The organism is Arenimonas caeni, assembly GCF_003024235.1.
Taxonomy (GTDB): Bacteria; Pseudomonadota; Gammaproteobacteria; order Xanthomonadales; family Xanthomonadaceae; genus Arenimonas; species Arenimonas caeni.
Map to the genome: position 1 here is coordinate 38,582 of NZ_KZ679091.1, position 23,462 is coordinate 62,043.

Annotated in this window: 23 protein-coding genes; 9 read left to right on the plus strand and 14 right to left on the minus strand. The window is 70.6% G+C overall.

Going from position 1 to position 23,462, the window contains the following annotated elements; all coding sequences use genetic code 11:
• Nucleotides 1-2 precede the first annotated feature (2 nt).
• The 14 genes from C6N40_RS08800 to asnS all read right to left on the minus strand — a co-directional run bounded on the left by C6N40_RS08800 (nucleotide 3) and on the right by asnS (nucleotide 14,498).
• Nucleotides 3-1,010 (minus strand): amidohydrolase family protein, encoded by a 1,008-nt coding sequence (locus tag C6N40_RS08800; protein WP_106990650.1) that lies wholly within the window; start codon nucleotides 1,008-1,010, stop codon nucleotides 3-5.
• A gap of 23 nt (nucleotides 1,011-1,033) precedes the next feature.
• A complete protein-coding gene (locus C6N40_RS08805; RefSeq protein WP_106990651.1) occupies nucleotides 1,034-1,993 on the minus strand; it encodes a sodium-dependent bicarbonate transport family permease in 960 nt (319 codons plus the stop codon).
• Between the two features lie 3 nt (nucleotides 1,994-1,996).
• Entirely contained in the window at nucleotides 1,997-4,045 is a 2,049-nt protein-coding gene (locus C6N40_RS08810; RefSeq protein WP_162782163.1) for a TonB-dependent receptor, read from the minus strand.
• An 80-nt stretch (nucleotides 4,046-4,125) separates the two neighbouring features.
• Nucleotides 4,126-7,176: a WD40/YVTN/BNR-like repeat-containing protein gene (locus C6N40_RS08815; protein ID WP_106990653.1), complete on the minus strand. Its 3,051-nt coding sequence runs from the start codon at nucleotides 7,174-7,176 to the stop codon at nucleotides 4,126-4,128.
• Nucleotides 7,177-7,371: 195 nt separating this feature from the next.
• Nucleotides 7,372-7,905, minus strand: a complete 534-nt coding sequence (locus C6N40_RS08820; protein ID WP_106990654.1) for a 3-hydroxyanthranilate 3,4-dioxygenase — start codon at nucleotides 7,903-7,905, stop codon at nucleotides 7,372-7,374.
• A 1-nt stretch (nucleotide 7,906) separates the two neighbouring features.
• Entirely contained in the window at nucleotides 7,907-8,338 is a 432-nt protein-coding gene (locus C6N40_RS08825) for a RidA family protein (protein WP_106990655.1), read from the minus strand.
• Complete coding sequence (can, locus tag C6N40_RS08830) at nucleotides 8,335-8,997, minus strand: carbonate dehydratase (protein WP_106990656.1); 663 nt, start codon at nucleotides 8,995-8,997, stop codon at nucleotides 8,335-8,337. Before can ends, C6N40_RS08825 begins: the two co-directional genes overlap by 4 nt.
• Before the next feature lie 4 nt (nucleotides 8,998-9,001).
• On the minus strand, nucleotides 9,002-10,444 hold the full coding sequence (locus tag C6N40_RS08835; protein ID WP_106990657.1) for an aldehyde dehydrogenase: 1,443 nt from the start codon (nucleotides 10,442-10,444) through the stop codon (nucleotides 9,002-9,004).
• Nucleotides 10,445-10,506: 62 nt separating this feature from the next.
• On the minus strand, nucleotides 10,507-11,319 hold the full coding sequence (gene nei, locus C6N40_RS08840; protein WP_106990658.1) for an endonuclease VIII: 813 nt from the start codon (nucleotides 11,317-11,319) through the stop codon (nucleotides 10,507-10,509).
• Between the two features lie 41 nt (nucleotides 11,320-11,360).
• Nucleotides 11,361-11,645 (minus strand): PilZ domain-containing protein, encoded by a 285-nt coding sequence (locus tag C6N40_RS08845; protein WP_106990659.1) that lies wholly within the window; start codon nucleotides 11,643-11,645, stop codon nucleotides 11,361-11,363.
• Nucleotides 11,646-11,655: 10 nt separating this feature from the next.
• Complete coding sequence (locus C6N40_RS08850) at nucleotides 11,656-12,444, minus strand: SDR family oxidoreductase (protein ID WP_106990660.1); 789 nt, start codon at nucleotides 12,442-12,444, stop codon at nucleotides 11,656-11,658.
• Nucleotides 12,445-12,456: 12 nt separating this feature from the next.
• Entirely contained in the window at nucleotides 12,457-12,786 is a 330-nt protein-coding gene (locus C6N40_RS08855) for a hypothetical protein (protein WP_425477688.1), read from the minus strand.
• Between the two features lie 10 nt (nucleotides 12,787-12,796).
• On the minus strand, nucleotides 12,797-13,093 hold the full coding sequence (locus C6N40_RS08860; RefSeq protein WP_106990662.1) for a hypothetical protein: 297 nt from the start codon (nucleotides 13,091-13,093) through the stop codon (nucleotides 12,797-12,799).
• Nucleotides 13,094-13,097: 4 nt separating this feature from the next.
• Nucleotides 13,098-14,498: an asparagine--tRNA ligase gene (gene asnS, locus C6N40_RS08865; RefSeq protein WP_106990663.1), complete on the minus strand. Its 1,401-nt coding sequence runs from the start codon at nucleotides 14,496-14,498 to the stop codon at nucleotides 13,098-13,100.
• 123 nt (nucleotides 14,499-14,621) lie between these two features.
• Between asnS and C6N40_RS08870 the strand changes: the two genes are divergently transcribed.
• From C6N40_RS08870 to C6N40_RS14550, 9 genes are all read left to right on the plus strand, one after another.
• Entirely contained in the window at nucleotides 14,622-14,963 is a 342-nt protein-coding gene (locus tag C6N40_RS08870; RefSeq protein ID WP_106990664.1) for a HesB/IscA family protein, read from the plus strand.
• 212 nt (nucleotides 14,964-15,175) lie between these two features.
• A complete protein-coding gene (gene rpsF / locus C6N40_RS08875; protein ID WP_106990665.1) occupies nucleotides 15,176-15,571 on the plus strand; it encodes a 30S ribosomal protein S6 in 396 nt (131 codons plus the stop codon).
• Between the two features lie 20 nt (nucleotides 15,572-15,591).
• Nucleotides 15,592-15,822: a 30S ribosomal protein S18 gene (gene rpsR, locus C6N40_RS08880; protein WP_034220475.1), complete on the plus strand. Its 231-nt coding sequence runs from the start codon at nucleotides 15,592-15,594 to the stop codon at nucleotides 15,820-15,822.
• A 61-nt stretch (nucleotides 15,823-15,883) separates the two neighbouring features.
• Complete coding sequence (rplI, locus tag C6N40_RS08885; RefSeq protein ID WP_106990666.1) at nucleotides 15,884-16,333, plus strand: 50S ribosomal protein L9; 450 nt, start codon at nucleotides 15,884-15,886, stop codon at nucleotides 16,331-16,333.
• 194 nt (nucleotides 16,334-16,527) lie between these two features.
• Nucleotides 16,528-17,916, plus strand: coding sequence for a replicative DNA helicase (locus C6N40_RS08890; protein WP_106990667.1), 1,389 nt, complete (start codon nucleotides 16,528-16,530; stop codon nucleotides 17,914-17,916).
• A gap of 29 nt (nucleotides 17,917-17,945) precedes the next feature.
• Nucleotides 17,946-19,070, plus strand: a complete 1,125-nt coding sequence (gene alr, locus C6N40_RS08895) for an alanine racemase (RefSeq protein ID WP_106990668.1) — start codon at nucleotides 17,946-17,948, stop codon at nucleotides 19,068-19,070.
• Between the two features lie 48 nt (nucleotides 19,071-19,118).
• Nucleotides 19,119-20,690 (plus strand): cryptochrome/photolyase family protein, encoded by a 1,572-nt coding sequence (locus tag C6N40_RS08900; RefSeq protein WP_106990669.1) that lies wholly within the window; start codon nucleotides 19,119-19,121, stop codon nucleotides 20,688-20,690.
• Nucleotides 20,691-20,723: 33 nt separating this feature from the next.
• Nucleotides 20,724-21,464, plus strand: a complete 741-nt coding sequence (locus C6N40_RS08905) for an SDR family NAD(P)-dependent oxidoreductase (protein WP_106990670.1) — start codon at nucleotides 20,724-20,726, stop codon at nucleotides 21,462-21,464.
• Between the two features lie 133 nt (nucleotides 21,465-21,597).
• Complete coding sequence (locus C6N40_RS14550; RefSeq protein ID WP_106990671.1) at nucleotides 21,598-23,454, plus strand: S8 family serine peptidase; 1,857 nt, start codon at nucleotides 21,598-21,600, stop codon at nucleotides 23,452-23,454.
• Nucleotides 23,455-23,462 lie beyond the last annotated feature (8 nt).

Consider the following 23,462-nt stretch of genomic DNA (forward strand, 5'->3'; position numbering starts at 1 on the left):
GATCATTCGAACCTCGACAGCGGCAGGCCCAGCCACTCGAGCGCGGTGCCGTGGTACAGACGGGCCTGCTCGTCGGCCGACAGGCCCAGGGCGGCGATGCCGGCGCCGGGCTCCTGCTCGCCGAGCGGGAAGGGGTAGTCGGTGCCCATCATCACCCGCGGCACGCCGACCGTGTCGAGCAGGTAGCGCAGCGCGCGGTTGTCCGCGACCCAGCTGTCGAAATACAGCTGGTCGAGGTACTTGCGCGGGTTGTGCGGGTTGTCGGTGGCCACCAGGTCGGGGCGCATGTTGAAGCCGTGCTCGATGCGGCCGAGCGTGTAGGGGAAGCTGCCGCCACCGTGGGCCAGGCACACCTTCAGGCGCGGGAAGCGCTCGAGCACGCCGCCGAAGATCAGCGCGCAGGCGGCGCGGCTCTGCTCGGCCGGCATGCCCACCAGCCAGGGCATCCAGTACTTGGGCATCGAATCGGTGCCCATCATGTCCCAGGGGTGCACGAGGATGGCCGCGCCCAGGTCCTGGGCGGCCTCGAAGAAAGGCAGCAGCTCGGGCGCGTCGAGGTTCCAGTCGTTGACGTGCGAGCCGATCTGCACGCCCTGCAGGTCGAGCTGGTCCATGCAGCGCTCGAGCTCCTGCACCGCGAGGCGCGGCGACTGCAGCGGCACCGTGCCGATGCCGGCGCAGTGGCGGCGGTGCGTGCGGCAGGCCTCGGCCAGGTGGTCGTTGAGCGCCTGGTGCAGTTCGAGCGCGTGCTGGGCCTTGGCCCAGTAGCTGAACATCACCGGCACGGTGCTCAGCACCTGCACCTGCACGCCGAAGCGGGCGTAGTCGGCGATGCGTTCGGCCGGGTCCCAGGTCTTCGACCAGATCTCGCGGAAGAACTTGCCGTCCTTGTAGATGCGGGCACGGCCGTCCTCGTGGTGGATCACCGGGAAGCGGTTGTCGCCGTACTTCTCGGCCAGGTTCGGCCAGGTCCTGGGTAGGTAGTGCGCGTGGCTGTCGATCTTGAGCATGGGGCCATTCTAGCCCGCGTCGCTCAGCCCGCCAGCCAGCCCGAGAACGCGGCGTAGAGCGGGATGCCCAGGGCCAGGTTGAAGGGGAAGGTCAGGCCCAGCGAGGCGGTGATGCAGCGGCCGGCGTCGGCCTCGGGCAGGGAGGCGCGAACGGAGGCCGGGGCCGCGATGTAGGAGGCGCTGGCGAGCATGGCGCCGAACACCGTGGCGCCGTCGGTACCCAGGCCCACCGCATGGCCGACGGCCACGCCGGCCAGCCCGTGCAGCACGGGCAGGGCGGTGGCGTAGACGAGCAGCCTGCCGAAGCCGCGGCCCAGCTGGCGCAGCTGGCCGGCGGCGACCAGGCCCATGTCGAGCATGAACAGCATCAGCATGCCCTGGAAGAGCTGGAAGTACATGTCGTCCACGGCCTGCACGCCGGCCTTGCCGGCGATGGCGCCGATGGCCAGGCCACCGAGCAGCAGCATCGCCGTGCGGCCGGTGAGCACCTCGCGCACCTGGTGCCAGTTCGGCCGCCCGCCGCCGCGCGCCAGGCCGATGCCGACCAGGATCGCCGGGATCTCCAGCGCCACCACCAGGGCCACCAGCACTTCCATCGGCTCGCCGCCGAGGCGCTCGACGAACTGCTGGGCGGCGATGAAGGTCACCGCCGACACCGAGCCGTAGTGGGCGGCGATGGCGCCGGCCTGCAGGGGCACGTCGCGCAGCCAGGCGCGCGCGACCAGGTAGGCCGAGGCCGCGGTGGCCAGGCCGGCGAGCACGGTCACGACCAGCAGCAGCCAGAGGTTGTCGGGCGGGTCCTGGCGCAGGGCCACGCCGCCCTTCAGGCCGATCGCCAGCAGCAGGAAGATCGACAGGTAGGACTGGATCGCCGGCGGGATGTCCAGGTCGCTGCGCAGCGCCCGCGCCAGCAGGCCCAGGCCGAAGGCCAGGACCACGGGCGAGAGCAGGTTGGCGACCAGCAGGCTGCTACCTGCCTCCATGGTTCACGGGCCCGTCCAGGTGAAGCCGAGACCGATCCCGCGTCCGGGGGCATCCACGCCCGAGCCGTGCTCGCGGTAGCGGCGGTCGAGCAGGTTGCGGACTTCCAGCCGCAGCTCCAGCCCCGGCAGGGCCTGCCAGTCGAGCCCGAGGTTGAGCGTGCTCCAGCCGGTCGTGCCGTCCGGGTTGATGCGCGGGTCGGTGGCGTCGCGCGGGCTCAGGCGGTCCTGGCTTGCCGCGAAGTCGGTCCAGGCGCGCCAGGCGAAGTAGCCCTCGGGTCGCCAGCTGAGCTCGGCGCGGCCATACACCGGCGGGATGCGGTCGGCCGGGTAGGCGCCGCCGTCGGCCTGTTCCTCGCCGCGCGTCCAGGTGGCGCTGCCGGCCAGGCGCCAGCCCGGCGCGGGGCGCCAGTCCATCGCCGTTTCCAGGCCATGCAGGTCGAGCCGGCTGACGTTGCGCGACTGCACGATGGCCTGGCCCTGCGGCGTGGTGTCGCCGGTCAGCACCGAGCTGATCTTGTCGCGGTAGCGGGTGGCGAACACGAAAGCCTCCGCGTCCAGGCCCGGGCGCGACAGCTTGAGGCCGAGGTCGGCGCTGATGGCGGTTTCGGGACCCAGGGCGGGGTTGGGCAGGTTGAAGCGGTTGCCCGGCCGTGGGCCGAAGGCGCCCAGGTCGAACACGTTCGGGGCGCGGAAGGCGCGGCCGACATTGGCCACCAGGCGCCACTCGCCGGCGGCGTCGAGCGCGCGCGACAGCCCGGCCTGGGCGGTGAGGTCGTCGGCCTGCACGTCGGCCGCCGGCGCGGCACCGCTGCCCGGCACGCGGGTGCGGAAGCGGCTGTAGCGCAGGCCGGCATCGAGGTGCCAGGCCGCGTCGGGTTGCCACTCGGCCATCACGTAGGCCCCGGAGGTGTCCATGCGCGAGCCGTCGACGAAGCGGCCACGCGCGGCCGACGCCACGCCCGTGCCCAGGTCCAGTTCGCTGGCGCTGGCCTCGATCCGGTCCCGGTAGGCCTCCAGGCCATAGCGCAGCGCGAGCGTGTCGCCGGCCTGGCGGCGAAGCTGCAGCGACAGGCCGTCGAGGCGGCTGGTGTTGCGCTGGAACTCGCGCACGTCGGATCCCCGGTCGCGGGCGCGCTGGCCGTCCACCAGGGTCTGGCGGCCCGCCTGCAGCACCATCTCGTCGGCCAGCCAGGCCGGGGCGCTGCCGCGGTAGCGCAGCAGGCCGAAGCGACGGGCCTGCGGCTCGAAGGCCTGCTCCTCGCTTTCAGGCAGCGATTGGCCGAAACCGGGGTTGAGCGCGTCGTAGCGGGGCGTGGACGGTTGCCGGAAGTCCTGCCAGAGCAGCTCCAGCGTTCCCTCCTCGTGCAGGCGCCAGGCCAGTCGCAGGTCCTTGCCGTGGCTGGTGTAGGCGGTGTCGGGCAGGGTGTCGCCGCCGCCGGCGCGGCGCAGGCCGATGTCCTGGCGGCTGCTGCCGGCGCGCAGCGCCCAGCGTTCACCACCGGCGTCGGCGGCCACGCGCGCGTGCAGGCCGGCGTCGGCCGAATTGTAGTGCGCGCTGGCCAGCCAGTCGGCGCCGGCGCCGTCGTCGCGGAAGGTGGGCGACGGCGTCACGAACTGCACCACGCCGCCCATGGCGTCGCTGCCGTGAACGGTCGACATCGGGCCGCGCAGCACCTCCACCTGCTCGAGGTTGAGCGGGTCCACCAGGCCCATGTACTGGTTGGGCGCGTTGCGGAAGAAGGCGGCATTGAGCCGGAAGCCGTCGACCAGGTGCAGCACCTCGGAGCCCTTCAGGCCGCGCACCAGCACGTTGCCCTGTCCAGGCGTGGTTTGCTGGAAGAAGGTGCCGGGGCGGCCGCGCAGCGCTTCCAGGGCGACCTGCACGCCGCCGGTTTCCGGCGCGCCGGCCACCGTGGTGGCCGAGGGCAGTTCGCGGCCGTCGCGGGCGAAATGGTCGGCCGTGACCACCACGGCGTCGAGTTCGGCCAGCGTTGGTTCGGCGGTGGTGGCGGCAAGGGCGGTTGCGGGCAGGCCTGACGTGATCGCCGCCACGAGGGCGGCGATGCACGGGAAGCAGCGAGCCGGCTTCCGCCCGCCTGCCGCCCGTGGCGGCCGGGCGGGCGAAAGCTGGGTCACGGGTCGAAGGTCCGCACGAGGAAGACCGCCATCTGGTCGCGCAGCACCGGCTGCTCGGGGCAGAAACGAAGCGGACTGGTGCCGCAGCCGGACGTGATGCCTTCGTTGTACAGCTGTTCGATCCAGGGCGCGTAGTAGATACCCAGGTTGACGTCCGAGAACAGGCCCGTGGCCGGCGGCGGGGTGTAGGCCGCGCCGTACTTCGTGCGCAGCAGGAACACCGCCATCTGTCCGCGGGTCACCGGATCCTCGGCGCAGTACTTCAGCGGGCTGGCACTGCAGCCCGAGGTGATGCCCAGGCTGAGGAGCTGCTCGACCCACGGCGCGTAGTAGAGGCCCAGCGCGACGTCGGTGAAGATGCCCGTCGCCGGCGGCGGGACATAGGCCGAGCCGTTCTTGCTGCGCAGCAGGAACACCGCCATCTGGCCGCGTGTCACCGAGTCGTTGGGGCAATACAGCGGCGGACTCACCGAGCAGCCGGTGGTGATCCCGGCCGCGGCGATCTGCTCGATCTGCTGGTAGGCCCAGAAGCTCTGCGGGACGTCGTTGAAGCGCTGCGTCGTGACCACGGTGCCGGCGTTGGCCAGCCAGGCGCCGCGGCCATGGGTGAACGCGGCAAGCTTGCGCTGGCCTTCGTGCCTGATGAAGCTCAGCTTCTCGACCACGGTGTTGGGCAGCGGGCTGTCGGCCACCGCCCAGGTGCCGCCACCGTTGGTGGTGACGAACAGGCCAAGGTCGGTTCCGACGTACAGCCGCTCGCTGTCGTCGGGGTCAACGACCAGGGTGTGCACCGGGATGTCCGGGATGCCCCCGGCCTGGTTGAGTTTGTCGATCGCGGTCCAGGTGGCGCCGTTGTTGTCGCTGCGGTAGACGTGCGGCAGGAAGAAGCGGCTCTGGGTGGCGTAGACGCGGCCCGGGGTGTTGGGGTCGAAGGTGATCTCGGAGATGACGCCGCCGCTGGCAAGGGTCACGCTTTCCCAGGCGCTGCCGCTGTTGGCCGAGAGCGCCGACTGGTTGCGCAGGATCTTGCCCTCGTCGGTGCCGGCCAGCACCAGGTTGGAATTTCCCGGAGCCACGGCCACGGCGCTGACTTCGGTGGCCACGTCGGCCGCGCTGGCCTGGGTCCAGCCGCCCATGGCGTTGGTGGTGCGCCACATCGTGTCGCCGCCGGTCCAGAGCGTCTTCGGGTTGTTCGGGTCCATCGCGAACGGCGTGATGAAGGCGAGGCTGTCGTCGTTGATGCCCGCTGTTCCCTCGCTCAGCACGTAGCGGTTCTGGGCGGGGCTCCAGACCCAACGGATGAAGTTGCCGTTCTGGTAGGAGGTGTAGAAGCGGTCCCAGCCATCGTCGCTGTCCACCGCCGCATAGCCGCCGTCGCCACCGAAGATCTCGACCCAGGAGTTGGGATCGGAGTCGCCGAACCAGGTGCCGTTGTCCTGAGTGCCGCCCACGAACAGCAACTCGTTGGTGTCGGCGTCCGGGTGCACGGCGCCGTGGTAGAACTGGGTGACGCCGAAGCCGTCGTTGAGCTCGTTCCAGATCACGGCGGGGTTGGTCTGCGTGCTGCAGTTCGAGCTCGGCAGGCCGGTGACCGAGGCGCGCGAGTTGTCGGTCCGGTAGATGCCGCCGTCGTTGCCGACGAACATGATCTGGTTGGTGCTGCCGTTGAAGCCCGGATGGAAAATGATGCGGTGCTGGTCGGCGTGGATGCCGTAGGGCTTGTTGCCGTCCTCGTACCAGACGCCGGCGCGGCCGAAGTTGGCGCCGCCGTCGTTGGAGCGGAAGATGTCGATGCCGCCGACCCAGACGATATTGGGGTCGGCAGGGTCGACCGCCACTTCCAGGTCGTACCAGCCCTGGGCGCGCGGATCGCCGTCGCAGGCGGAGTCGAAGTCACCCAGCAGGGCGGCATTGAACGGATTGCCGTCGACGTGGCTCGAGCGCAGGGTCCAGGTGGCGCCGCTGTCGGTGGAGCGCCAGAGGCCACGGAACTTGTAGTTCTCGTCGTTGTCTGCCTCGTAGAAGGCGGCCGCGGCATACATGACGGCGGGATTGGACTTGCTCACCGCCAGTTCGGTGCGCGACTGGTTGGCCTCGGCGAGTACCGGCGTGCCGCCCCAGTTGACGCCACGGTTGGTGCTGCGGAAGACCTGGCCCGGCAGGTCCAGGGTGCCGCAACTGGCGATGGCGACGTTCGCGTCCCAGTTGAACTCCAGGTCCAGGCAGTAATTCCTGTTGAGGACGGTGCTCCAGCTGTCGCCACCGTTGGTGCTGCGAAGCACGCCGCCCCAGGTGGCGGCGAAGACGTTGTTCGAATTGGCCGGGTCGACGCGCAGGGCGTAGACGTAGCTCCAGATGTTGGTGCCGGAGCGGTTGGTCGACTCGAGCTTGGTCCAGGTCAGGCCGCCGTCGGTCGACTTGAACACGCCGTCGCCGCGCACGGCGTCGGCGTTGAAGTAGCCCTCGCCGGTGCCGGCATAGACGATGTTCGGATTGCCGGGGGCGAACTCGATGGCCACCACCGCCATGTTCTGCATGGCGTCATCCATCGGCGTCCAGGTGAGGCCGGCGTTGGTGGAGCGGAAGATGCCGCCGGAAACGCCCGAGGCCAGCATGACGTTCGGGTTGCCGGGCTGGATGGCGACGGCGCGGCTGCGGCCGCCGGCGTTGTTCGGGCCCAGGTAGGTCCAGGCGGACATCGGCGTGATGGTGGCGGAGGGGGCCAGGCCGTCCCGCGGCGCGCGCTCGTCGCGGCCGAACTGGAAGTGCGGCATGCGCGCCATCTGGCGGCGCGCCTGCTCGTAGCGTTCGTTGGGTATCGTCTGGCCGGGCCTGACGCGCTGCTTGACGTAGTACTCGTGCGCTTCCTTGGGCTTGTCGTAGCGCGGGCCCTTGTGGGTCTTGGGCACTTCGGTCAGGGGCGTGGCCTGGATGCGCGCGCGGTCGGATACGCGCAGCCCGGCTTCCGGCGTGGAGGCGCAGGCGGCCAGAAGCACCGCCGCGAAGGCGGCCGCCGCGGCCGGAAGGTGGAGCTTGTTCAACGTCATGGCAAATTACCCCTGTTCAAAGACGTGGACTTGCGGCAGGGGCGCCAGTTCCCATTGGCGTCTCCACTGCGGAACCCTGCGGCAAGGTTGCACTCGCCGGGCGTCGGCCCGGCGTGCACGTAGTATGTACCGAAACCCGGCCTGCGGCGCCCGCCTGTTCACAATCCTGAGCGCCTGCCGCCCGGCGCCAGGGCCTCAGCCGGCGGGCGGGTCGCCGTAACGGGCGGGCGCCGGGTTGAGGTGGCCGCAGTCCTTGCAGGTGCGGTGCTCGACGGAGCCGTAGAAGCGGTCGAAAACCGCCTGGAACTGCGTCTCGATGTTCTCGAGCACGAAGAACTCGGAGTACAGCGGGTGGTTGCAGCGCTCGCAGTACCACAGCAGCCCGTCCTTCTCGCTGGCCAGGCGCTTGCGCTCGATCACCAGGCCCACGCCGCCGGCCATGCGCTGCGGCGAGTGCGGCACCCGCGGCGGCAGGTAGAACACCTCGCCGGCCTTGATGGGAATGTCGCGGACCTTTCCGTTCTCCTGGATGCGCAGCACCATCTCGCCCTCGAGCTGGTAGAAGAACTCCGGGCCTTCGTCCCAGTGGTAGTCGGTGCGATCGTTCGGGCCGCCGACCACCATCACGATGAAATCGCCGTCGACGATGCACTTGTTTCCCACCGGCGGCTTGAGCAGGTGCCGGTGCTCGTCGATCCACTGCTGCAGGTTGAAGGCGTTGGGGAGCATGTCAGCGGGCCTCCGGGAATGCCGCCACGCACTTGAGCTCGATGGCGATCGGCGTGGGCAGGGCGGTGATGCCCAGCGTGGTGCGGCAGGGCGCCTTGTTGATGTCGGGGAAGTACTCCGCCCAGACGCCATTGTATGCCTGGAAATCGCGGCTCATGTCGGTCAGGTAGACCGTCACGTCCACCAGCCATTCCCAGCGGCAGTGGCTGGCCTCGAGCACGGCGCGCACGTTGGCGAACACCGAATGGCACTGGGTGACGATGTCGTAGTCGATCAGCCGGCCGGCGGCGTTGTAGACGTTGCCCGGAATGGCGTTGCTGCCGGGCGTGCGCGGGCCGATGCCGGACAGGAACAGGAGCTGGCCGACCCGGCGTGCGTGCGGGTAGCGCCCGACCGGGAGCGGCGCGCTGTCGGTTCGTATGATCTCGCTCATCCCTGTTCCTCCAGGCGGCCGCGGATATGCTGCATCGCCAGGGCGTAGGCGACGGGCAGCTCCTCGTTGTCGTCCACGCCCATGCCCAGCTCGCGCACGCGGCCGTCGAGCAGGGAGTAGACCCAGGCGTGCACGCTCAGTTTCTGGCCCCGCGCCCAGGCGTCCTGGACGATGGTGGTCTGGCAGACGTTGACGACCTGCTCGACCACGTTCAGCTCGCACAGCCGGGCGTGCCGCAGCGATTCCAGCCCGACCTCGCCGAGCAGGCCGGCGTGCTTCTTGGCGACGTCGGCGACGTGGCGCAGCCAGTTGTCCACCAGCCCGACGCGGGCGCCGGTGAGCGCGGCGTGCACGCCGCCGCAGCCGTAGTGGCCCACCACCAGGATGTGCTCGACCTGGAGCACGTCCACCGCGAACTGGATCGTGCTCAGGCAGTTGAGGTCGGTGTGCACCACCAGGTTGGCCACGTTGCGGTGCACGAAGACCTCGCCCGGCAGCAGGCCGGTGATCTGGTTGGCCGGCACGCGCGAGTCGGAGCAGCCGATCCACAGGTATTTGGGCGCCTGCAGCTGCGAGAGCCGCCGGAAGAACTGCGGGTCTTCGGCCCGCACCTTCTCGGCCCACTCCTTGTTCCGGTCCAGCAGTTCCTTCAGGGGCATCGGTTCAATCCAGGCTGATGGTGACGTTCTTGGCCTCGGTGAAGAAGCGCATGGCTTCCCAGCCGCCCTCTCGGCCCAGGCCCGACTGCTTGACGCCGCCGAAGGGCGTGCGCAGGTCGCGGTTCATCCAGGTGTTCACCCAGACCAGACCGGCCTCGAGCGCGCCGGCGACGCGGTGCGCGCGGGCCAGGTCGCTCGTCCAGACGCTGGCCGCCAGCCCGTAGGGCGTGGCGTTGGCCAGGGCCAGGGCTTCGGCCTCGGTGTCGAAGGCCTGCAGGGTGAGCACGGGGCCGAAGATCTCCTCGGTGTTGGTGCGGCAGGCCGGGCCCAGGCCCTCGATCACGGTCGGGGCGATGAACCAGCCGCCCGCGTGGCCGGCGGGCCGCAGCGCCTCGCCGCCGCACAGCACGCGGCCGCCTTCCTCGCGGGCGCGGGCCAGGCAGGCCATCACCTTGTCGAAATGCGCCTGCGAGACCACCGGTCCCATCTGCGTCGCGGGGTCGGCCGGGTCGCCCACCACCAGGGCGCGGGCCCGGGCGACGAGCGCGTCGCGGACCTCGTCGTAGGCGCTGCGCTCGACCAGCAGGCGCGAGCCGCACAGGCAGATCTGCCCGGAATTGAGGAAGGCCGAGCGCACCAGGGTGTCAATGAGCTTTCCGCGCGGCGCGTCGGCGAAGACGAGCGTGGCGTTCTTGCCGCCCAGCTCCAGCGACACCTTCTTCAGCGTCCGGGCACAGGCCTCGCCGAGGCGCAGGCCCACCGCGGTGCTGCCGGTGAAGCTGACCGCCTTCACCCGCGGGTGCGCCACCAGCGGCTCGCCCACCGACGGCCCGCGGCCGTGCACGATGTTGAGCACGCCGGGCGGGAAGCCGATCTCGCGGGCCAGTTCGCCGAGCATCCAGGCCGTCACCGGCGTCACTTCCGAGGGCTTGCCGACCACGCAGTTGCCCGCCGCCAGCGCCGGCGCGATCTTCCAGGTCAACAGGTACAGCGGCAGGTTCCAGGGGCTGATGCAGGCCACCACGCCCAGCGGCTGGCGCAGGGTGTAGTGGATGGCGCCCGGCGCGGCGTGCGACTCGCTGGCGAACTGGGTCGCGGCGGCGGCGAAGAAGCGCAGGTTGGACGCAGCGCGCGGGATGTCGAGCGAGCGCGCCAGCGCCAGCGGCTTGCCGGCGTCGCGCGACTCGGCGCGGGCGAAATCCTCGAGCCGCGATTCCAGCGCGTCGGCCAGGCGGTTGAGCCAGGCCGCGCGCTCCGGGGCGGGCAGGGCGGACCAGGCCGGGAAGGCCGCTTCGGCCGCGGCCACGGCCTCGGCGACGTCGTCGGCCCCGCCGTCGGGGCAGTGCGCGAACACCTGGCCGGTGGCTGGGTCGCGGACCTCCAGCCAGGCGCCGTCGCGGGCAGGCCGGGCGTCCCCGCCGATCAGGTGGCTCAGTCGCAGCGTCATGCCCGCAAGCTTAACCGCCGCGGCTCCCGTACGGACAGGTCAGGAGCCCACGCCCTCCCACGTCAGCGCTGGCAGTGCCGGCACCAGTACAGGCGCCGCCCGCCCAGCTCCTGTCGCACGACCATGTCGCCGCAGCGCGGGCAGGGCTCACCCTCGCGGTCGAAGACCTGGAAGCGGAAGCCGGCCGGCGTGTCGGTGAGGTAGTCGGCGCGCATGCCGGCGGCCGGTTCGATGCCGCGGGTGCGGTAGCTGGCGCGCGGAACGTCGAGCAGGGCCTTGGCCAGCTTTCGCACCTCGGTGGCCGACAGGTCTGCCGGGCGCCGGTCCGGGGCGATGCCGGCGGCGAACAGGACTTCCGAGCGCAGGTAGTTGCCCATGCCCGCCAGGAAGGCCTGGTCGAGCAGCAGGGCCACCAGCGAGCGGCCGGCGAAGCACGGATCGCGCAGACGCGCGGCGACGGTCTTCGCGTCCAGCCGCGCATCGAGCACGTCGGGGCCCAGCCTGGCCAGGAACGGGTGCCGGTGCAGTTCGTCGGTCTTCCACATCTGCACGTCGGAGGCGGAGTAGAGCAGGATCGCCCGCGTGTCGGTCTCCAGCGCCACCCGCAGCGACCGGCTGCCTTCCGGGCGCTCGCCGGCGGCGGCGACGCGCCAGACGCCGTAGAGCTGGTTGTGCGAGTAGAGCGTCAGTCCGTGCTCGAAGTGGGTCAGCAGGGCCTTGCCGTGGGGCTCGATGGCGGTGATGCGCCGGCCCACCAGCGTCTTCTCGTGGCGCTTGAGCTCCGGGAAGTGGAACCAGGCCGCGGCCAGCGGCTCGCCGAGCACGGCTTCGGCCAGTCGGTCGGCGGCGCGGCGGATTTCGGGACCTTCAGGCATGGACGCAGTCTCGCGGCCGGGGCGTGCAGGCCGCGTGTGGCTCAGTCGCGTACCGGCGGCACCTGCTGGGGCTCGTGGTACTCGAAGCCCAGCAGGCCGTCCTGCACCCGCGCCACCCGCGCGCCGACCAGCACGGCCGGGCCGGGCTCGTCGAAGAACACCAGCTGCACCACCTCGGCGACCTCGAGCCGGCAGCCCTGGGGTCGGAACAGTCCGCAGCCGCCTTCGGAGAGGTCGACCACTTCGCCCAGCCAGGCGTCGTCGCCGCGGACCACCATCACCCGGGCGGCGTAGGGCACGCGGGTGGTGAAGCGGTGCTCGTTCATGCGCCCGGCCTCACAGCGACTTCGTCCGGCCACCGTCCACCGGCAGGTTGACGCCGTTGACGTAGCCCGCGGCCGGCGAGGCCAGGAAGGCGACGGCCGCGGCCACTTCCTCCGGTTCGGCGAAGCGGCCCGCCGGCACCGTGGCCAGCATGGCGCCGGCGATCTCGTCGCGGGACTTGCCGGTGGCGGCGGCGCGTTCGTCCAGGATCTGGCCCAGGCGCTGGGTGCGGGTGTAGCCGGGCAGCACGTTGTTGACCGTGATGCCGTGCGGACCGAGCTCGGTGGCGAGGGTCTTGGCCCAGCTGGCCACGGCGCCACGGATGGTGTTGGACACGCCCAGGTTCGGGATCGGTTCCTTCACCGAAGTCGAGATGATGTTGACGATCCGGCCCCAGCGCGCGGCCTTCATGCCCGGCAGCACCGCCTGCACCAGCACCTGGCCGGCGACCAGGTGCTGGCGGAACACGGCGACGTAGGTTTCCGGGTCGGCGGCGTGGGCCGGGCCGCCTGGCGGACCGGCGGTGTTGTTGAGCAGAACGTGCACGGGGCGCCCGGCGCAGAGCGCGGCGACCTTCGCGCCCAGGGCGGCGGCATCACCGGCGTCGGCGGCGATGAAGCCATGCCGCTGGCCGTCGGCGACCCGGGGCAGCGCCGCGGCGACCTCGGCCAGGCGTTCGGCGCGGCGCGCCAGCACGGTCACGTCGGCGCCCAATGCGGCCAGGGCTTCGGCGCTTGCCAGCCCGATGCCTTCCGAGCCGCCGCAGACCAGGGCGTGCCGACCCGCGAGTTGATGCGCCATGCCGGGCCTCCTTCAGTCGCGGCCGGTGAGCGGGTTCTTGACCGGCTGCACCATGCGTTCGCGCAGGGTGTCGTCGTCCTCGGCGCGCGGCGGCTCGAGCTCCTCAAGGTCGAGGCCCCAGACCTCCGCATCCTCGGCGTCCATGCCGTCGAGGGCGCGGAACTCGGCGTCCATCAGCGCGGCGCGGGCCACGTCCTCGCTTTCGTAGACGTTGATGCGGCCGTCGCAATCGAACACCTCGGCCACGCCGCTGTCGAGCACGCGCAGGCGCGACCAGACGATCATGCGGGGCAGGGCGGCCAGCCACCACTGGTCGTTGTCGTGGTTCGTCTCGTCGCTCATGTTCATGTCCTCACTGCAGTCCGATCAGCAGCACGGTGCCGACCGCGCCCACCAGGGCCAGCCAGCCGCTGCCGGCGGCGATGCCGCCGAAGAAGTTCAGGGAATGGTCGTTCGCGGCGCGGTGCTTCCAGCGCATCAGCCACCAGCTGTAGAGCCAGCCGCCGTCCTCGCCGCCTTCCGGCAGCGCGATGGCCTTGTCGAGCTGCTGGCGGAAGGCCAGGGCGCGGAAGCCGAAGTGCGCCGGGCCGGCGGACCCGGCCAGGCCCAGCATCAGGAAGATCAGCAGCGAACCCGGGCCGGTCTCCATCGACTCAGAACGTGGCCAGGCCGGGCGCGCGCGGATAGGGGATGGCGTCGCGGATGTTGGCCAGGCCGCAGGTGTAGACCACCAGGCGCTCGAAGCCCAGGCCGAAGCCGGCGTGCGGCACGGTGCCGTAGCGGCGGAAGTCGCGGTACCAGCCGTAATGGGCCGGGTCGAGGCCGAACTGGGCCATGCGCTTGTCGAGCACGTCCAGGCGCTCCTCGCGCTGGCTGCCGCCGATGATCTCGCCGATGCCCGGGGCCAGCACGTCCATGGCGGCGACGGTGCGGCCGTCGTCGTTGACGCGCATGTAGAAGGCCTTGATCTGCTCGGGGTAGTTCATCACCACCACCGGCCGGCCGACGTGCTGTTCGGTGAGCCAGCGCTCGTGCTCGGTCTGCAGGTCCAGGCCCCATTCGACCGGGAAGTCGAACTTGTGCGCCGACTTCTGCAGCAGTTCAACCGCCTCGGTGTACTCGATGCGCTCGAAGGGCGAGTCGATGAAGTTCTCGAGCCGGGTGACGGCGTCCTTCTGCACGCGCTCGGCGATGAAGGCCATGTCGTCGGCGCGCTCCTCGAGCACCGCCTTGAACAGGTACTTGAGGAAGGCCTCGGCCAGGTCGGCGTTGGCGGCCAGGTCGGCGAAGGCGACCTCCGGCTCGATCATCCAGAACTCGGCCAGGTGGCGCGTGGTGTGCGAGTTTTCGGCGCGGAAGGTCGGGCCGAAGGTGTAGACCTTGCTCAGGGCCAGGCAGTAGGCCTCGACGTTGAGCTGGCCGGAGACGGTGAGGAAGGTCTCCTTGCCGAAGAAGTCCTTGCTGAAGTCCACCGCGCCGTCCTTGCCGCGCGGCAGGTTGGCCAGGTCGAGCGTGGAGACGCGGAACATCTGGCCGGCGCCCTCGGCGTCGGAGGTGGTGATGATCGGCGTGGAGATCCAGTAGAAGCCCTGCTCGTGGAAGAAGCGGTGCACGGCCTGGGCCAGGCAGTGGCGGATGCGGGTGACCGCGCCGAACAGGTTGGTGCGCGGGCGCAGGTGCGCCACTTCGCGCAGGAACTCCAGCGAGTGGGCCTTGGGCTGGATCGGGTAGGTTTCCGGGTCGTCCACCCAGCCCAGCACCTCGACCGCGCTGGCCTGGATCTCGAAGCCCTGGCCCTGGCCCTGGGAAGGCACCAGCTGGCCGGTGGCAATGATGGCGCAGCCGGCGGTCAGGCGCCTGACCTCGTCCTCGTAGTTGGCCAGGTCGGCCGGCGCCACCACCTGGATGGGCGCGAAGCAGGAGCCGTCGCTGAGATTGATGAAGCTCAGCCCGGCCTTGGAGTCGCGCCGGGTGCGAACCCAGCCGCGGACCGTGACTTCGCCGCCCGGGGCGACCGACCCCGAGAGCGCCTGCTGGACGCTGACCACTGCCATGCCTTGTTTCCCTGCCCCTGCGGGCCCATCTGGATAAGTGCGCAAGGATAACCGCCTGCGCGCCCCGGCGCAGCGCCGTTATACTGGCCGCTGCCACGCCCCCGATTAAGCACGGACCCCGCCATGGCCATCACGCTCACCCCCGCCGCCGCCGACCGCATCCGCAGCTACCAGTCCGGGACGCCCGGCACCCTGGGCCTGCGCTTCGGGGTCCGCAAGTCCGGCTGCACCGGTTTTGCCTACGTGGTCGACATGGCCACCGCCGCCGGCCCTGACGACGTCGTGTTCGAAAGCGCCGGCGTAAAGGTGTTCGTGGACGCCGAAAGCCTGCCCCAGGTCGACGGCACCGAAATCGACTTCACCAGCCAGGGGCTCAACCAGCAGTTCGTGTTCCGCAACCCCAACGTCGAGGACGCCTGCGGCTGCGGCGAATCCTTCAGCACCAAGGCCGATCGCGCCGCCTGAGCCGCCCCGGGGTGGGGACAGGTGCAATTTCCCCTGGCGTCATTCGGTAAGCGATTGACCCGCGAGGGAAATTGCACCTGTCCCCGGCTTGCGCCGGGAGCCCCGCCTCGGGCATAATGCGCGGCTCCCCATCCCGGGGAGACCTTGCTCCACGGCCTCGCGCCGGGGGCTGCCAGGCCGGATCCGCCGGCCGCATCCACAAGGAAAACACCATGCGCCACTACGAAATCGTCTTCATGGTCCATCCGGACCAGAGCGAGCAGGTGCCGGCCATGATCGAGCGCTACAAGGCGCTGATCGAAGGCGACAACGGCAAGATCCACCGTCTCGAGGACTGGGGCCGCCGCCAGCTGGCCTACGCCATCGACAACCTGGTCAAGGCCCACTACGTGCTCATGAACATCGAGTGCGGCAAGGCCGTGCTGACCGAGCTGGTCGACGGCTTCCGCTTCAACGACGCGGTCCTGCGCCACATGGTCATCGCCCGCGACGAAGCCGTCACCGAGCAGTCCCTGATCATGAAGAGCAAGGACGAGAAGGGCGAGCGCCGCCCGCGCCGCGACGATGACGAGAACAGCATCGGCACGTCCAGCGACGACGCCGCCTGAGCCGGAACCTGGAGACTGACATGAGCAAGTTTTTCCGCCGCCGCAAGTTCTGCAAGTTCACGGCCGAAGGCGTCAAGGAGATCGACTACAAGGATCTCAACACCCTGCGCCAGTACCTGACCGAGAACGGCAAGATCGTGCCGAGCCGCATCACCGGCACCAAGGCCAAGTACCAGCGCCAGCTGCAGACCGCGATCAAGCGCGCCCGCGAGCTGGCCCTGATCCCGTACACCGACAACCACCAGAACTGATCCTGACGGACAGCTTCAGTTGCGGGGCCACGCGCCCCGCTAACGTTACGGAGTAAATGAAATGGAACTGATCCTCCTGCAGAAGGTGGTCAACCTCGGCGGCCTGGGCGACAAGGTCAAGGTCAAGCCGGGCTACGGCCGCAACTTCCTGATCCCCTACGGCAAGGCCGTGCCGGCCACCCCCGAGAACGTTGCTGCGTTCGAGGCCAAGCGCGCCGAGTACGAGGCCAAGGCCAACGCCGTGCACGCCGAAGCCGAGGCCCGCAAGGCCAAGCTCGAGGGCGCCAGCGTCACCATCGCCGCCAATGCCTCCACCGAAGGCAAGCTGTTCGGCTCGGTCGGCCCGCGCGACATCGCCGAGGCCTTCACCGCCGCCGGCTTCCCGCTCGAGAAGAACGAAGTGGTGCTGGGCGAAGGCCCGCTGCGCCGCACCGGCGAGTTCGAGATCGAAGTGCGCCTGCACGCCGACGTCGAGACCACCGTCAAGGTCGTGGTCGAAGCCGAAGCCTGATCCCGCCGCCAAGGCGTGGTCCCGAAGGCCGCCCCCCGGGGCGGCCTTCGTGTTTTGCGGGGCCGGCGGCGTCTCACGCGGTGAGATGCCCACCGGTTATACACAGGCTTATGCCTAACGGCCCCGGCCGGGGGCCGCTACGATGTCCGGCCGGTGCTTCACCCGCCACGAGCTGCAACCAGAACAAGGCGCCCATGTCCGCACGTCCCGAATCGTTCCGAAACGAACCCAAGATCGACGCCCTGCGCGTGCCCCCGCAGTCGGTGGAAGCCGAGCAGGCGGTGCTGGGCGGCCTGATGCTGGCGCCGGACTCGATCGACCGGGTCGGCGACTTCCTCACCGAGCACGACTTCTACCGCCGCGACCACCGGCTGATCTACCGCGGCATCCGCGAGCTGAGCGAGAAGAACAAGCCCTTCGACGCCGTCACCCTGGGCGAGTGGTTCGAGGCCAACGGCCTGGGCGAGCAGATCGGCGGCACCGGCTACCTGGTCGAGCTGGCCTCGACCACGCCCTCGGCGGCCAATATCCGCGCCTACGCCGAGATCGTGCGCGAGAAGTCGGTGCTCCGGCAGCTGATCGAGGCCGGCACCGAGATCGTCAACGACGGCTTCCAGCCCGAGGGTCGCGACAGCCAGGAAGTGCTCTCGGCGGCCGAGATGAAGGTCTTCAAGATCGCCGAGCAGGGCCGCCGTGGCCGCGCCGACTTCACCTCCCTGCGCGAGGCAATGAAGGAGGCCTTCCAGGTCCTGCAGGAGCGCTACGAGAACCAGGGCAACGTCACCGGACTGCCCACCGGCTTCCACGACCTCGACGAGATGACGGCCGGCCTGCAGCCCTCGGACCTGATCATCCTCGCGGCGCGCCCGGCCATGGGCAAGACGACCCTGGCGCTGAACATCGCCGAGTACGGCGCGCTCAAGACCAAGAAGGCCGTTGCGGTGTTCTCGATGGAAATGTCGGCCTCGCAGCTGGCGTTCCGACTGATGTCCTCGATCGGCCGCATCAACGCCACGCGCCTTCGCACCGGCCAGCTCGAGGACGAGGACTGGTCGCGCGTGAACATGGCCATCAAGATGCTGTCGGAGGTGAAGGTCTTCATCGACGACACGCCGGCGCTGTCGCCCGACGTGCTGCGCTCGAAGGCCCGCCGCATCAAGCGCGAGCACGACCTGGGCCTGATCGTGGTCGACTACCTGCAGCTGATGCAGGTGCCGGGCACCGGCGAGAACCGCACCAACGAGATCTCCGAGATCTCGCGCTCGCTCAAGGCCCTGGCCATGGAGCTCAAGGTGCCGGTGATCGCGCTCTCGCAGCTCAACCGCGGCCTGGAGTCGCGCACCGACAAGCGCCCGGTCATGTCTGACCTGCGCGAGTCCGGCGCCATCGAGCAGGACGCCGACATCATCATGTTCATCTACCGCGACGAGTACTACCACAAGGACTCGACCGACAAGGGCCTGGCCGAGGTGATCATCGCCAAGCAGCGTTCCGGCCCCACCGGCATGGTCAAGCTCAAGTTCTTCGGCGAATACACCCGCTTCGACAACCTGGCCCGCGACAGCGTCGGCAGCTTCGAATAAGCCGCCCCGCGGCGGGATAGAATCCGGCCATGGACGATACCGCCCGCCCGACCCGCATCCGGGTCGACCTTGACGCGATCACGCACAATTTCCGGGCGCTGCAGGCCCATGCCGGCGTGCCGGCGATGGCCATCATCAAGGCCAATGCCTACGGCCACGGCCTGGCCCCGGTGGGGCGGCACCTGCAGGCGATCGGCGCCGGGCAGCTGGGCGTGGCCTTCCTGGAGGAGGGCCTGGCGCTGCGCCAGGCCGGCGTGACCCTGCCGATCCTGGTGATGGGCGGCATCTTCGGGCCGCAGGCGGCCGCGCTGATCGCCAACGACCTGGAGATCACCGTCTCCTCGCTCGACAAGCTGCGCCAGGTCGAGGCCGCGGCCGAGTCGCTCGGGCGCCAGGCCACCATCCACCTGAAGATCGACACCGGCATGGAGCGCATCGGCGTGCATGGCTACAGCGCCGGCCCGCTGGTGGAGGCGGCCGCGCGCTCGCGCTGGTGCCGGCTCAAGGGCGTGTATTCGCACCTGGCCTGCGCCGACGACCCGGATTCGGCCATGACCGCGCGCCAGCTCGAGCGTTTCGCCGAGGCCTGCGGCCACTTCGGGCGCATCGGCGCACCGATGCCGCTGCGGCACCTGGCCAACTCCGGCGGCGTGCTGCATTTCCCCGACACCGCGCTGGACCTGGTTCGCCCGGGCCTCGCCCTGTACGGCGTGCTGCCCGACCCGGCCTCGCGCGACACCGTCGGCCTGCGGCCGGCACTCTCGCTCGTCTCGCAGGTGGTCTATTTCAAGGTCGTGCGCGCCGGCAACCCGGTCAGCTACGGCGCCACCTGGACGCCGCCGGCCGACACCCGCGTGGTGACGGTGCCGATCGGATACGGCGACGGCTTCCCGCGCGCGCTCAGCTCGCGCGGCCAGGCGCTCATCCGCGGCCAGCGTCATCCCATCGTCGGGCGCATCTGCATGGACCAGTTCATGGTCGACATCGGCCCGGACGGCACCGCCTACAACGAGGACGAGGTGGTGCTTATCGGCCGCCAGGGCGAGCAGCTGATCCGCTGCGAGGACGTGGCCGTCGCCGCCGGCACCATTCCCTACGAGATCCTGGTCGGGCTCAACTCCCGCATCCCGCGCGAGTACCTCGGCGGCGCCTGAGCCGCCGCCCTCGCGGCGCCTGCACGCGCCTCCGGCGAGGATGCCGGCATGGCCGAACCCCTGCGCAACCTGGTCCTGGTCCTGGGCGACCAGCTCGATGCCGACTCCGCCGCCTTCGACGGTTTCGAGCCGGCGTGCGACGCCGTCTGGATGGCCGAGGTCGCGGGCGAGGCGGGGCGGGTCTGGTCCACCCAGGCGCGCATCGCCGTGTTCCTGGCGGCGATGCGCCGCTTCCGCGACGCCCTGCGCGCGCGCGGCTGGACCGTGCACTACCGCGCGCTCGACGGCCACGAGGCGCCCACGCTCGAGGCCGCGCTCGCCGACGACCTGGCCCGGCTGCGGCCGGCCCGGGTGCTCGCGCTGCGACCCGGCGAGTGGCGCCTGGCGCAATCGCTGCCGGCCGTCTGCGCCAGCGCCGGCGTGCCCTGGTCGGAGCGCCCCGACCGGCACTTTTACTGCGACCCCGGCGACTTCGCCGGCTGGGCCCGCGGGCGTCGCGAATACCGCATGGAGTACTTCTACCGCTGGCTGCGCCGCCGCGAAGGCGTGCTGATGGACGGCGGGCAGCCGGTGGGCGGGCGCTGGAACTTCGATGCCGACAACCGCGGCCGCTTCGACCGCCGCGGCCCCGGCCTGCTGCCGGCGCCGCGCGCGTTTCCGCCCGACGCGGGAACACGCGAGGTGCTGGCGCTGGTGGCCCGCCACTTCGGCGACCATCCCGGTGGCCTCGGGGGCTTCGACTGGCCGCTCGACCGCACGCAGGCGCTGGCCGCGCTGGACGACTTCGTCGCCCACCGGCTGCCGCTGTTCGGCCGCTACCAGGACGCGATGTGGGAAGGCCAGCCATGGCTCTACCACTCGCGGCTGTCGGCGGCGCTCAACCTGCGGCTGCTCGGCCCGCGCGAGGTCGTGGACGCGGCCGTCGCGGCGTACGAACGCGGCGACGCGCCGATCGAAGCCGTCGAGGGCTTCGTGCGCCAGGTGCTGGGCTGGCGCGAGTTCGTGCGCGGCATGTACTGGCTGCGCATGCCGGCCTTCCTCGACGACAACGCGCTGGGCGCGGACCAGCCGCTGCCGGGTTTCTTCTGGACCACCGACACCGACATGGCCTGCCTGCGCGACGCGCTCGGCCAGTCGCTTCGGCTCGGCTACGCCCACCACATCCAGCGCCTGATGGTGATCGGCCTGTTCGCCCAGCTGCTGGGCGTGCGCCCGCGCGAGGTGCACGAATGGTTCCTGGCCGCGTACGTGGACGCGGTGGAGTGGGTGGAACTGCCGAACGTGCTGGGCATGTCCCAGTTCGCCGACGGCGGCCGGATGGTGAGCAAGCCCTACGTCGCCTCGGGCCGCTACATCGAGCGCATGTCCAACCACTGCGCCGGCTGCCGCTTCCGGCCGGGCGAGGCCGCCGGGGAGGCGGCGTGTCCGTTCACCACGCTGTATTGGGATTTCCTCGACCGCCACGCCGCCCGCTTCGCCAGCCACCCGCGCACGGCCCTGCAGTGGATGCACCTGGCCGGAAAGTCCGCCGCGGAGATGGACGCCATCCGTGCCCGTGCCGCCAGCCTGCGCGCCGCCCTGGCCGCGGATTCACGGCACTCACACCCGCCCGCGGCTTAGGCTCGGCCGCCCACCCGTACAGGAAAAAACACGATGCAGACCTGCCTGATCACCGGCGCCTCCGGCGGCGTCGCCACCGCCCTGGCCGGGCGCCTGCGCGCCCGCAGCTGGCGGCTGGCCCTGGTCACGCGCGATGCCGCGCGAGTGAACGAAGAGCCCGGCGACCTGGTCATCGAGGCCGACGTGGCCAGCGAGCAGGGCGCCGAGCTGGCCATGGAGCGCGCCGTCCACGCCTTCGGCGCGCCGCCGGCGGCCGTGGCGCACTGCGCGGGCGCGGTGCTGGTGGCGCCGCTGGCGCGCACCAGCGAGGCGCAGTACCGGCAGTGCCTGGCGGCCAACCTCGACAGCGCCTTCTTCGTCGCGAGAGCCTACGCGCCGCGCGTCCAGAAAGCCGGGCAGGGCGGCAGCCTGCTGTTCTTCAGTTCCGTGGCGGCGGGCATCGGCGTGGCCAACCACGCGGCGATCGCCGTGGCCAAGGGCGGGGTGGAAGGCCTGGTCAGGGCGCTGGCGGCGGACTTTTCCGCGTCGGGCCTGCGGGTCAATGCCATCGCCCCCGGGCTGATGCACACGCCGGCCACGGCGAAGATGCTTTCGGCCGAAGCTTCGGCCCGGGCAATCCGGGCGCAGTACCCCCTGGGCCGGCACGGCGAGGCCGAGGATGCGGCCGCGCTGGGAGCCTTCCTGCTGTCGGAGGAGGCTGGCTGGGTCACCGGCCAGGTCATCGCCCTCGACGGCGGCTTCCAGGCCGTCCGGCCGCTGGTCCGGGCGGGTTGAGGGCCGGTCGATATGCTTTGCTGCACCGCAGTAGGAACGTGACCGAAGTCATGGTAGGTTCAGTCCAGGTTTAGGGAGAACGGCAGGCACAAGGACGACCAGACGCCTGCGAGCCTATTTCGGGGAACATTCAATGAAGCAACACAATCTCGTCCGGGCGCTCGCGCTCGGGCTCGCGGTGGCTTTCGGTGCCACCTCCGCCTCGGCGGCCGAAGGCGTCGACACCGATCGCGTCTGGGTGAAGTTCAAGAAGGGCCAGCGCGCCAACGTCGAAACCCTGCTCCGGGGCAACGGCGGCCGCATCCACCACCGCTTCGACAACCTCGATTCCTTCGCCGTGAGCCTCCCGCCGAAGGCGCTCGAGCGCCTGCGCAACAACCCCAACATCGAATTCATCGAGGCCGACCAGCCGCGTTATCCCCTGGCCCAGTCCGTGCCCTACGGTATCGACCTGGTGCAGGCCCGCGACATCTGGGACGCCAACCGCGACGGCATCGTCGACGCGGGCGCCACCACCGGCGCCGGCATCAAGGTCTGCATCATCGACTCGGGCATCCACGGCGGCCACGAGGACTTCAACGGCGTGAACCTGGCCGGCGGCCATCCGACCGGCTGGAACACCGACACCTGCGGCCACGGCTCGCACGTGGCCGGCACCATCGCCGCCGCCAACAACGCCGCCGGCGTGGTGGGCGTGAGCCCGGGCGCGGTGTCGCTGCACATCATCAAGGTGTTCGACGGCCCGAACTGCGGCTGGAGCTACAGCTCGACCCTGGTCGACGCGGCCAACCGCTGCGCCCAGGCCGGCGCCAAGGTCATCAACATGAGCCTCGGCGGCTCGACCTCGAGCAGCACCGAGTCCGCCGCGTTCGCCAGTCTGTACGCCGGGGGCGTGCTGAGCATCGCCGCGGCCGGCAACGACGGCAACACCGCCCACAGCTACCCGGCTTCGTACGACAGCGTGATCTCGGTCGCCGCCGTTGATTCGAACAAGGCGCATGCCGTCTTCTCGCAGAAAACCAACCAGGTCGAACTGGCGGCGCCGGGCGTGTCCGTGCTCAGCACGGTTCCGTTTGTTTCGGCGACCATGACCGTCGCGGGCACCGGCTACCTGGTCGACCTGCTCGAAGGCACCCACGTGGACGTCGCCACGGGCGCGCTCGCCGATGGCGGCCGCTGCACGGCCGCCAATGCCGCCTGGGCCGGCAAGGTCGTGATGTGCGAGCGCGGTGACATCAGCTTCGCCGACAAGGTCAACAACGTGGCCAATTCCGGCGGCGCCGCGGCGGTGGTCTACAACAACGCCCCCGGTGGTTTCAACGGCACCCTCGGCGGCCCCGGTCCGGCGATCCCTGCGGTGAGCATGGCCCAGGCCGACGGCCAGTCGCTGGTCGCCAGCCAGCTGGGCGCCAGCGCCACGGTCAGCACCGTGTCCAGCAACCAGGGCAACGGCTACGCCTATTACGACGGCACCTCGATGGCGACCCCGCACGTGGCCGGCGTGGCCGCGCTGGTGTGGAGCGCCAACCCGAGCTGGACCGCCGCGCAGATCCGCGAGGCGCTGGCTGTGACTGCCGAGGATCTGGGCACGGCCGGCCGCGACACCTCCACCGGCTGGGGCCTGGTGCGCGCCAAGGCGGCGCTCGACTACCTCAACGCCGGCGGTGGTGACGATGGCGGCGGTGATACCGGCGGCGTCGAGGCCAGCGTCAGCGGCATCAGCCTCAACACGACGTCCAAGGGCAGGAACTACACCACCACCGCCCAGGTCACCATCGTCGATGGCGACGGCGGCAAGATCGGCGGCGCCAGCGTCACCGGCTGCTTCAGCGGCGCGGTCACGGGCTGCACGACCCGCAGCACCAACGGCAACGGCCGGGTCACCTTCACCTCGCAGCGCTACAACGGTGGTTCGGTCACCTTCTGCGTCACCAACGTGACCGGCCCGGTGGACAGCTTCAACAACGCCAACGCCTGCCGCAGCAACTGAGGCCAGGC

What these genes read in the sequence shown, in the direction of transcription:
- rpsR (WP_034220475.1), top strand. Translation starts at nt 15,592, where the DNA reads ATGAGCAAGTTTTTCCGCCGCCGCAAGTTCTGCAAGTTCACGGCCGAA.
- C6N40_RS14550 (WP_106990671.1), top strand. Translation starts at nt 21,598, where the DNA reads ATGAAGCAACACAATCTCGTCCGGGCGCTCGCGCTCGGGCTCGCGGTG.
- nei (WP_106990658.1), bottom strand. Translation starts at nt 11,319, where the DNA reads ATGCCTGAAGGTCCCGAAATCCGCCGCGCCGCCGACCGACTGGCCGAA.
- can (WP_106990656.1), bottom strand. Translation starts at nt 8,997, where the DNA reads ATGCCCCTGAAGGAACTGCTGGACCGGAACAAGGAGTGGGCCGAGAAG.
- C6N40_RS08825 (WP_106990655.1), bottom strand. Translation starts at nt 8,338, where the DNA reads ATGAGCGAGATCATACGAACCGACAGCGCGCCGCTCCCGGTCGGGCGC.
- C6N40_RS08835 (WP_106990657.1), bottom strand. Translation starts at nt 10,444, where the DNA reads ATGACGCTGCGACTGAGCCACCTGATCGGCGGGGACGCCCGGCCTGCC.
- rplI (WP_106990666.1), top strand. Translation starts at nt 15,884, where the DNA reads ATGGAACTGATCCTCCTGCAGAAGGTGGTCAACCTCGGCGGCCTGGGC.
- C6N40_RS08860 (WP_106990662.1), bottom strand. Translation starts at nt 13,093, where the DNA reads ATGGAGACCGGCCCGGGTTCGCTGCTGATCTTCCTGATGCTGGGCCTG.
- C6N40_RS08905 (WP_106990670.1), top strand. Translation starts at nt 20,724, where the DNA reads ATGCAGACCTGCCTGATCACCGGCGCCTCCGGCGGCGTCGCCACCGCC.
- C6N40_RS08850 (WP_106990660.1), bottom strand. Translation starts at nt 12,444, where the DNA reads ATGGCGCATCAACTCGCGGGTCGGCACGCCCTGGTCTGCGGCGGCTCG.
- C6N40_RS08800 (WP_106990650.1), bottom strand. Translation starts at nt 1,010, where the DNA reads ATGCTCAAGATCGACAGCCACGCGCACTACCTACCCAGGACCTGGCCG.
- C6N40_RS08845 (WP_106990659.1), bottom strand. Translation starts at nt 11,645, where the DNA reads ATGAACGAGCACCGCTTCACCACCCGCGTGCCCTACGCCGCCCGGGTG.
- C6N40_RS08890 (WP_106990667.1), top strand. Translation starts at nt 16,528, where the DNA reads ATGTCCGCACGTCCCGAATCGTTCCGAAACGAACCCAAGATCGACGCC.
- C6N40_RS08870 (WP_106990664.1), top strand. Translation starts at nt 14,622, where the DNA reads ATGGCCATCACGCTCACCCCCGCCGCCGCCGACCGCATCCGCAGCTAC.
- C6N40_RS08900 (WP_106990669.1), top strand. Translation starts at nt 19,119, where the DNA reads ATGGCCGAACCCCTGCGCAACCTGGTCCTGGTCCTGGGCGACCAGCTC.
- asnS (WP_106990663.1), bottom strand. Translation starts at nt 14,498, where the DNA reads ATGGCAGTGGTCAGCGTCCAGCAGGCGCTCTCGGGGTCGGTCGCCCCG.
- C6N40_RS08820 (WP_106990654.1), bottom strand. Translation starts at nt 7,905, where the DNA reads ATGCTCCCCAACGCCTTCAACCTGCAGCAGTGGATCGACGAGCACCGG.
- alr (WP_106990668.1), top strand. Translation starts at nt 17,946, where the DNA reads ATGGACGATACCGCCCGCCCGACCCGCATCCGGGTCGACCTTGACGCG.
- C6N40_RS08815 (WP_106990653.1), bottom strand. Translation starts at nt 7,176, where the DNA reads ATGACGTTGAACAAGCTCCACCTTCCGGCCGCGGCGGCCGCCTTCGCG.
- rpsF (WP_106990665.1), top strand. Translation starts at nt 15,176, where the DNA reads ATGCGCCACTACGAAATCGTCTTCATGGTCCATCCGGACCAGAGCGAG.
- C6N40_RS08805 (WP_106990651.1), bottom strand. Translation starts at nt 1,993, where the DNA reads ATGGAGGCAGGTAGCAGCCTGCTGGTCGCCAACCTGCTCTCGCCCGTG.
- C6N40_RS08855 (WP_425477688.1), bottom strand. Translation starts at nt 12,786, where the DNA reads ATGAGCGACGAGACGAACCACGACAACGACCAGTGGTGGCTGGCCGCC.